8 protein-coding genes and 1 pseudogene are annotated in these 8,998 nt (G+C 38.6%); 4 read left to right on the top strand and 5 right to left on the bottom strand.

Annotated features, from left to right (window positions below; translation table 11 throughout):
• Positions 1–255: 255 nt before the first annotated feature.
• A complete protein-coding gene (locus AAEY55_RS07865; protein WP_086997434.1) occupies positions 256–2,427 on the top strand; it encodes a S46 family peptidase in 2,172 nt (723 codons plus the stop codon).
• A 133-nt stretch (positions 2,428–2,560) separates the two neighbouring features.
• On the opposite strand, the pseudogene AAEY55_RS07860 reads toward AAEY55_RS07865, so the two are convergent.
• Positions 2,561–2,662, bottom strand: a pseudogene (locus AAEY55_RS07860) (SEC-C metal-binding domain-containing protein); the annotation flags it as partial.
• Entirely contained in the window at positions 2,652–2,903 is a 252-nt protein-coding gene (locus AAEY55_RS07855; protein WP_225740920.1) for a helix-turn-helix domain-containing protein, read from the bottom strand. The gene AAEY55_RS07855 and the pseudogene AAEY55_RS07860, both read right to left, overlap by 11 nt.
• 415 nt (positions 2,904–3,318) lie before the next feature.
• Here AAEY55_RS07855 and AAEY55_RS07850 point away from each other — a divergent pair, with 415 nt between their 5' ends.
• Positions 3,319–4,590, top strand: coding sequence for an O-acetylhomoserine aminocarboxypropyltransferase/cysteine synthase family protein (locus AAEY55_RS07850; RefSeq protein WP_086997553.1), 1,272 nt, complete (start codon positions 3,319–3,321; stop codon positions 4,588–4,590).
• Between the two features lie 236 nt (positions 4,591–4,826).
• On the top strand, positions 4,827–5,837 hold the full coding sequence (gene gntR, locus AAEY55_RS07845) for a gluconate operon transcriptional repressor GntR (RefSeq protein WP_086997549.1): 1,011 nt from the start codon (positions 4,827–4,829) through the stop codon (positions 5,835–5,837).
• Positions 5,838–6,009: 172 nt separating this feature from the next.
• On the opposite strand, the gene gntU is transcribed toward gntR, so the two are convergent.
• On the bottom strand, positions 6,010–7,353 hold the full coding sequence (gntU, locus tag AAEY55_RS07840; protein ID WP_350550720.1) for a gluconate transporter: 1,344 nt from the start codon (positions 7,351–7,353) through the stop codon (positions 6,010–6,012).
• Positions 7,354–7,507: 154 nt separating this feature from the next.
• On the opposite strand from gntU, the gene AAEY55_RS07835 reads away from it, so the two are divergent.
• Positions 7,508–8,047: a gluconokinase gene (locus tag AAEY55_RS07835; protein ID WP_208619501.1), complete on the top strand. Its 540-nt coding sequence runs from the start codon at positions 7,508–7,510 to the stop codon at positions 8,045–8,047.
• Positions 8,048–8,216: 169 nt separating this feature from the next.
• Here AAEY55_RS07835 and AAEY55_RS07830 read toward each other — a convergent pair whose 3' ends face one another.
• Complete coding sequence (locus tag AAEY55_RS07830; RefSeq protein ID WP_065813981.1) at positions 8,217–8,393, bottom strand: DUF1289 domain-containing protein; 177 nt, start codon at positions 8,391–8,393, stop codon at positions 8,217–8,219.
• Between the two features lie 16 nt (positions 8,394–8,409).
• Positions 8,410–8,925, bottom strand: a complete 516-nt coding sequence (locus AAEY55_RS07825; protein WP_306288260.1) for a hypothetical protein — start codon at positions 8,923–8,925, stop codon at positions 8,410–8,412.
• Positions 8,926–8,998 lie beyond the last annotated feature (73 nt).

Raw genomic sequence — 8,998 nt, 5'->3', positions numbered from 1 at the left:
GAAGCAGCCTAGTCTCTAAGTCAAGGCTGTAGAAGCCCATTGATCGACACGGAGTGGCGTCGATGGGTAGTTCACAAATAATCACATATTATATAAAGTAGTTATAAGTAAATACAAAATATAGCTGCCTCAGTTTGCTATTAACGCTATATATGAAGGTTTATAGGCCACATTGTAACAATTTATTACCACGGTATTGACCTGCATAATACTTCACGAGTAACCTGTTATAGAAACAATAAAAAGGACTCTATAATGCGTTTAACACCTCTTGTCGCTACAATAGCATCAACTTTAGCAATTACACTTTCAAGCACTGCAATTGCAGATGAAGGCATGTGGCAACCACATCAGCTTCCAGAATTAGAATCAATATTAAAAGCCAAAGGGCTTGAAATAGATGCTAAATCTATTTCAAAATTAACCGAATTCCCGATGAATGCGGTAATTAGCTTAGGTGGTTGTACGGCATCATTTGTATCGCCAAAAGGTTTGGTGGTAACAAACCATCACTGTGCTTATGGCTCTATTCAATACAACTCAACAACCGATAATAATATTTTAGAAAATGGCTTTTTAGCTAAAACTCCAGCGCAAGATTTACCCGCAGCTCCTGGCTCTCGTGTTTATGTTACTAAAACCGTAACTAACGTTACCGACAAAGTAATTAAAGACACTCAACAGTTAAGTGCTAAAGCACGCTACGATGCCCTTGAAAAAAATGAAAAAGCACTGGTGGCTCAGTGTGAAGCCGATGAGAGCTATCGTTGTAATGTGTATTCGTTTCATGGTGGCTTAGAGTATTACCTCATTAAGTCGCTAGAAATAAAAGATGTACGCTTAGCATACGCTCCCGCTATGGGCGTAGGTAAATATGGCGGTGATATAGACAACTGGATGTGGCCGCGCCATACCGGCGACTTTGGTTTTTACCGTGCGTATGTAGGAAAAGATGGTAAACCAGCACAGTACAGCGAAGATAACGTACCTTATGAACCCGATTCTTACTTAAGTGTAAGTGCTAAAGGTGTGCAAGAGGGCGACTTTGTAATGGTAACAGGCTATCCAGGGCGTACTAACCGTTACCGTATTGCTGCAGAAGTAGATAACGTATTTAACGACAGCTATCCTAAAGCGCGTGAACATAATTCAAAATACGTAGCACTTATTGAAGAAAACGCAGAGGACGGCAGTAAAGCGCGTATAGCTTACGAAAGCACTATTGCAGGTTACAATAATTACATTAAAAACTATGGCTCAATGATAGAAAGCTTTAAAAAAGGCACCATGTTTGAGCGCAAAAAACAGTTTGAGCAAGAACTAACTCAATGGATTAATAGTGATAAAACACGCAAGCAGCAATATGGCGATGTTTTAAATGAGCTATCGGCATTAGTAGCGCAATCGCAACTGCATAGCGAGCGCGATCGTATGTTAGGTTATGTACACAGATCACAAATGATCAGTACCGCTCGCAGCTTATACCGTTTAGCGTATGAGCAACAAAAGCCAAATGCAGAGCGAGAGTCTGGATACCAAGAGCGTGACTTACCGCGCATTAAAGCTGGGCTTGAGCGTATGACGCGTCGCTTTGATGCCAATGTAGATAAAGCTATTTTACTGCACTTTTTAGAGCTTTATGCTGCACTTCCGAAAGAAGAGCGCTTTAGCGAGGTTGATAAGGCATTTAAACTACAGAATGGTTTTGATAAAGCGAAACAAAGTGCATTGCTTGAGCAAATGTATACTAAATCAACACTTGATAACGAAGTTGTACGCAATTCATTGTTTGAGCAATCGTTTAGCCAGCTAAACCAAAGCCAAGACCCATTTGTGCAATATGCTAAAGCAATATTTAAAGTAATGAAAGCTGAGGAAGATAAATCAAAAGCACTTGCAGGCAAGTTACAAGCTGCTCGCCCGCAGTTAATGAGCGCTATTATTGCCTTTAATAAAGCACAAAATAAGGCCGTATATGCAGATGCAAACAGCACATTACGAGTAACTTACGGCACGGTAGGTGGCTACTCACCTCAAGATGGCTTGGTAGCAACACCCTTTACATCGCTTGAAGGGTTACTAGCTAAAAACACCGATGTTGACCCATTTAATGCACCTAAAAAGTTACAAGAGCAAATTAAAGCCAAGCTTTATGGTGATTACACCGGCGGCATGAACACAGTACCTGTTAACTTTTTATCAAACGTAGATACAACCGGCGGTAACTCAGGCTCGCCAACACTCAATGGTAAAGCCGAGCTGGTGGGTTTATTGTTTGATGGCGTATATGAAAGCATCATTGGCGATTGGGATTATAACCCAGAACTAAACCGCTCAATTCACGTAGATTCTCGTTACATGCTATGGGTAATGGACAAGGTAGATAATGCCCAAAATTTATTAGATGAAATGAAAATAGTAAAATAAGTTAAGCGTAAAAATAAAGCCGAATCTTTATTTTAGCTGAACTTTATAGCAAATAATAAAATGCCACTTGTTATTAACAGGTGGCATTTTTATATTAAAGAATGAGAAAGGAGGTTAAATTGTGAGCTATAATTTAAGCACAACACTTTTTATACTTTTTACCACTACCGCATAAACAAGGAGAGTTACGCTCAGGGACTTTATCGAATACTTGCGGTGTAGACTTAACCAGTTTGTTGGATAGTTTGTGCGGGCGATAGTGTTAAAAAGCCATACTCCTCGCTTTTTTTCCAAAGTTTGGAAAAGAAATCCAACTCTTGGTAGTAGCAAATTTTTTGTTTATTCTGTAACTTAAATAAGTTAATCGCTAAGGCTTTATTCCACAAGAATCGACAATTTCCCGCATATTGCGCCATTTTAGCGTTAATATCGGGTGTTGTTTTTAAACGAAATTTATAAGCTTTGCGAATAACCATACTGTTATTATATACAGTTAATCAAAAAGGAACAACCCACTTAGTCGCTTCGCGACTATTGCCTTATATCACCGACCTAAAGGAACGGTGTTTTACGGCAAAAGTTGATAAATTTAAATAACTATAGACTAACAGTGGGAGTATTATTTGTGTGCAAAGGGATATATACAGGCACGTGCGACCTGATTGCAGGTGAGACATCAAAAAATATGAATCTGCATGTATTATTTATTTAGGCGTAATACTCTTTATTATTGGTTTTAGTTTACAGCTAAACTAGTTATAGCTTTAAAAGTTAACAGTGGTTGTTTTTAAAGGTTAAAAATTTCAATTGTCATTAGTATATTTCAAGTGCACTTAGTAGCATATAAGTGCTAATTTAACGCTAAGTGAATTAATAACAGGGAATATACTAATGAAACTAGAATCTTTAGCGCTGCATCATGGCTACGAATCAGAATCAACCACAAAGTCTGCAGCAGTGCCAATTTATAATACGTCATCTTATACGTTTGATAACACCCAGCATGGTGCTGATTTATTTGATTTAAAAGTACCTGGTAATATTTACACCCGTATTATGAACCCAACTAACGCAGTATTAGAGCAGCGTATCGCGGCTATGGAAGGGGGCGTAGGCGCACTGGCTGTAGCCTCTGGCATGGCAGCAATTACTTACGCAATTCAATGTTTATGTGAAGTTGGCACCAACATTGTTAGTACTAGCCAAGTATATGGCGGCACTTACAACTTATTTGCACATTCATTACCACGCCAAGGTATTGAAGCACGGATGATCAAAGCAGATGACTTTGAGGCCTTTGAAAACGCAATAGATGATAATACTCGAGCAGTATTTTGTGAATCAATTGGCAACCCTGCAGGTAATATTGTTGATATTGCCCGATTAGCCAAAATAGCACACAGTAAAGGTGTGCCCCTTATTGTTGATAACACAGTAGCAACGCCGTACTTATGCCGCCCATTCGAGCTGGGTGCCGATATAGTGGTGCATTCATTAACTAAATACATAAACGGGCACGGCACTGCCATTGGCGGCATGATTGTTGACTCAGGTAAATTTGATTGGAAAGCAAATGCTACGCGTTTTGCCATGATGAACGAGCCCGATCCGTCTTATCATAATGTTGTTTATACCGAAGCCTTTGCAGAAGCCGCGTTTATTGGTCGCTGTAGAGTGGTTCCGCTTAGAAATACCGGTGCGGCACTTGCACCAAAAAATGCATCAGACATTCTAATTGGCCTTGAAACCTTAGGTTTGCGAATGGAACGTCACTGCGAAAATGCACAAAAGGTGGCTGAGTATTTACAAAAGCACCCTAAAGTTTCATGGGTTAACTATGCAGGCTTAGCGTCAAGTCCATACAACGCAATGTGTAAAAAAACAACTAATGGTAAAGCATCGGGTATATTAAGTTTTGGTATTGTAGGTGGCTTGGAAGCAGGCACTCGTTTTATCGACGCACTCAATATGATACTGCGTTTGGTAAACATCGGTGATGCTAAGTCGCTAGCGTGTCATCCTGCATCAACCACGCATCGTCAGCTTAATGATGAAGAACTCGCTAATGCGGGTGTGAGCCGTGATTTAGTGCGTTTATCGATTGGTATTGAAAATATCGACGATATTATTGCAGATGTAAGTCAAGCGCTCGATAAAGCGTAAGCTATTTATAAGTAATAACATCGTTTAAAATGCCTCTATACACTGAGGCATTTGTATTTTTTTCATTGAAAAGCATATAATTAAGTATCTAATTTGATAATCAGTTGATTTAAGTAAGCCTAGGCAGTATAGATATTATCAATAAGGTTAAATTTACCTAGAAAAATAGCTTAAAAGTGGCTAACCGCGATTATAATTGTTATGTTACTTGTAACATAATAAATTAATTACCTGTGATGAAAAAAAATAAACGCTCTTCACTTCAAAATATAGCGGATGCAGTAGGGGTAACTAAAATGACGGTAAGTCGTTATTTACGTAACCCAGAGAAAGTATCAGCAACAACTCAAATCAAAATTAAAGCAGCCATAGATTCACTTGGTTATATTGCTAATAAAGCCCCTGATTTATTATCCAATGCCAAAAGCTACTCTATAGGTGTGCTTGTCCCATCGTTAACTAATCAAGTGTTTTCGCAAGTTATTCGCGGAATTGAAGATATTACTGAGCCTGCTGGGTATCAAACAATGCTCGCGCATTATGGCTATAGCCCCGACATTGAAGAAAAGAGAGTTGAATATTTATTATCATATCATGTTGATGGGTTAATATTATCGGAAACAACGCATACCGACAGAACCCGAAAAATGATTGCTATGGCGGATATTCCTGTGGTTGAAATAATGGATATTCATCACACTCCAATACAACAAGCGGTTGGTTTTGATAACGCTAAAGCTGCTTTTGAGATGACCAATGCGCTTTTAGATAAAGGCTACCGGAATATTGTTTACCTTGGTGCAAGGTTAGATATGCGCACACAATTGAAGTTTCAAGGCTATAGCGACGCAATGTTACTAAGGGGGCTTACTCCTAAAAGTGTGATGACAAATGAAGCTTCGTCGTTTAGTTTGGGCGCTAAATTATTGCAAAAAACACGTACTGAACACCCAGATACTGACTGTATATTTTGTACTAATGATGATTTGGCTATTGGTGCTATTTTTGAGTGTCAAAGAAATAATATTTCTGTTCCTCAACACATGGGGGTTGCAGGCTTTCATGGCCATGATATTGGTCAATCTATGGTGCCTCAGCTAGCCAGTGTGATCACGCCGCGTTATCAGATTGGTAACCTTGCGGGGGCTAAATTACTCAGTCGTATTAGTTCAACAGCAGATATTGAAATACCCGATGAGCAAATATGTGATACCGGTTATGTGATTCATTTAGGTGAAAGTGTTTGATTAACTATGTCACTCATAAAGCAACCAAATATTAAACCTAGAATATTGAGTTGTAAGTGAAATATGGTGCTTGCCTCCATCAAACAGTAAAAGCTATAACACTCGAAGTAAACACCGATGCTGCTATTTAAGCACAGCATCGGACATATTCAGGGTTTTGAATAAAAATAATTTATAAAAAGAGGGAAATAATCATAGCTACAATAGCACCCGTTGTACCAATAATGGTCTCCATCACCGTCCATGTTTTCAGCGTTTGCATTTCAGTTAGGCCAAGGTAGCGATTAGCTAACCAAAAGCCAGAGTCATTTACATGCGATAAAACGATTGAGCCTCCACCAATGGCGATAGTAACCGATGCAAGTTGAGCGCCATCTAGTCCAAGCGGCTCTAACATAGGTATAATTAAACCGCATGCTGTAAGCATAGCAACAGTTGCAGAGCCTTGAATTACGCGTACAGCGGCTGCTAGTATAAAAGCTAACATAACAATCGGTAAGCCAGATCCCGCAAGCATATTACCAAGCGCTGCACCTACACCCGAATCAACCAATACTTGTTTAAATACTCCCCCAGCGCCTGTTACCAAAATGATAACGCCAGCAGGTTGTAAGGCACTACTGCAAATTTCCATTATACGATCTTGAGGCACACCACGTTTTACACCCAGTAAATAAAATGCCATTAAGCAAGCTGCAAGAATTGCAGTAAATGGGTGACCGATAAACTCCAGCCAATGATGTAAGTTAGATTGTTGTTCAACAAAACGAGAGCCAATCGTATTTAAAGCAATCATTAATAATGGCAGTGCAATTAAACCTAGAGCTAAGCCAAAACTAGGCTCGCCCTCACCGTCTCTAGTATTATCATTATTTTGGGCGTGTTCAGGTAGTTCAACATGAATTGACTTAGCAATTAGCGATCCCCAAAGAGGGCCGCCAATGATCATAGCTGGAATAGCAGCAAGCAAGCCAAATAAAATCATATAACCGTAATCGGCACCAAGTTGAGATGCTACCAAAATAGGGCCTGGCGCAGGGATAAGAAATGCCTGACAAGCAGCAATACCAGCAAGCAATGCGATACCTATTTTAATAACACTACCACCGCTTTTACGTACCACAGCAAATGCAATACCAATTAAAAGTACCACAGCAACATCAAAAAATAGTGGTAAAGCACATATAAAACCAGTAAAGGTGAGCGCCCAGTTAGCGTTTTTCTCGCCAAAACGATGTAATAAGGTATGAGCAATACGGTCAAGCGCTCCAGTTTCTTCCATTACTTTGCCAAACATAGCACCTAATGCAACCACTACAGCAACAAAGCCTAAAGTGCCGCCCATTCCTTTTTGGATAGTTCCAGCGATCATTTGTGGGCTCATTCCAGAGAATAGCCCGGCTATCATCGAAACTAAAATTAAAGCGACAACCGCGTGTAGCCTTACTTTCATGACTAAAAAAAGTAACAGTAGAATAGAGCCTACCGCGGTTAGTATTAAAGATAAATCTGACATATGTTCCCTACTTAAATCCAACTCAAATTATGACGGTTAACTTGTGTTTAATTTCATATTATATTAAGTTACGCGTAACATGTTACCAGTAACTTAATATAAAAATTCATTCAAAGCTAATGAATTTTTAAAAAAGTAGAGTGAGATTAGCTAAATGAGCCACATAAATATGGGTCGAATATTTATTATTATGGGTGTATCAAGCACCGGAAAGTCGAGTATTGGTTATGCGCTTGCGAAAAAAATGGACGCTAAATTTATTGATGGCGATGATTTACATCCCAAAGCAAATATTTTAAAAATGTCATCAGGGCAACCGCTTAATGATGATGATAGGGTGCCGTGGTTAGAAAGAATTCGTGACGCTGCGTTTAGTATTGAGCAGAAAAATGAAGTGGCCGTTATTGTTTGTTCAGCCTTAAAGAAAAAATACCGAGAGCAAATATGCGAAGGAAATGTGAATATTACTTTTTTACATTTACAGGGAAATTTTGAATTAGTTAAGCAGCGAATGCAAGATAGAAGAGGGCACTTTATGCCTACTGAGCTATTAAAAAGTCAATTCGAGACATTGGAAATCCCCCAAGCAGATGAGTTAAATGTAATTAGTATCGACATTAATAAATCATTTAAGCAGGTTGTAAGCGCTTGTTTTCAAGCTACGCAAACCGATATAAATTTAGCTAGCGGGTAACCTATAAGGTATAAATACAAAAATAATGAGTAATAAAGTAGATGCCATTTATTTCAAACGTTCAATAACAGGCTAAATTTAACAACAGTTAGTTTTAGTCTATTATTGAAGTTAAAGTTTTATAACCCAGATGTTTAGCTTACCTATTAAAACCCCAGCTATTCATTGCTTAATCGGCTCGTGGGGTTGCTAAAATCACCTTTTTTTCATCTTCAGATAAAATAATCCACTCAAAAATTTCATCGTTGGTACGTCCGCAGCCAGTACATAGGCCACTGCGTCGCTGGCAAACTCCAATACAATCGGTTTTAAGTTTAGTCTTGCTAGTTTTTGTTTGAAAACCCATAAAACCCTATAAAAAATTATTGTTTAGTAGCTACTGATTTGCCAATTTCTAATGAGGTAGACCACGATTTTAAACTAGATAACGTTTTACCGGTGTAGATTGAAATAACAGGGGTGTTTTCATCAAGTACGAAAGTAGTACGAATCGAGTTTTTTGACTCTTTTTGGCTTTCATGCCAATTGCTTTCAAGCAAACATTGGCGAGTAAAAGCCACTGCTTTTTGATGATCTGTTACAGCAGCTACTTGCTCTTTGTAACTATTTTGACAGCGGTAAATAACATTGTCATGATCAAACGCAGTAATTTGGCATTGCTTACCCACTAAATGATAGTTAGTGCTCCAGCTATCCATAAATTTTGTGGTTACTTTGGTTGTTTTTAGCGATTCAAAACGGGTATCGTATGCACCTAGTAAGGTTTGAATTTTATTACATGGTGTAAGTTGATCTATGGCGGCTGTTTGCTCAGTAACAACGCTAGAACAACCTGAAATTACCAAGCCAGTAAATACGACAGAGGCTAACTTCTTCATTCAATATATCCTTTTAATTAATGAATTTAGTGCGCTATGTGCTAAAGCACACTAAATAATTTAAGTGTGCTTT

This window comes from Pseudoalteromonas sp. 120-MNA-CIBAN-0494 (assembly GCF_040308885.1).
Lineage (GTDB): Bacteria > Pseudomonadota > Gammaproteobacteria > Enterobacterales > Alteromonadaceae > Pseudoalteromonas > Pseudoalteromonas nigrifaciens.
Note: the sequence above shows the minus strand (reverse complement) of the source record. Positions and strands in the feature narration are given on the sequence as shown.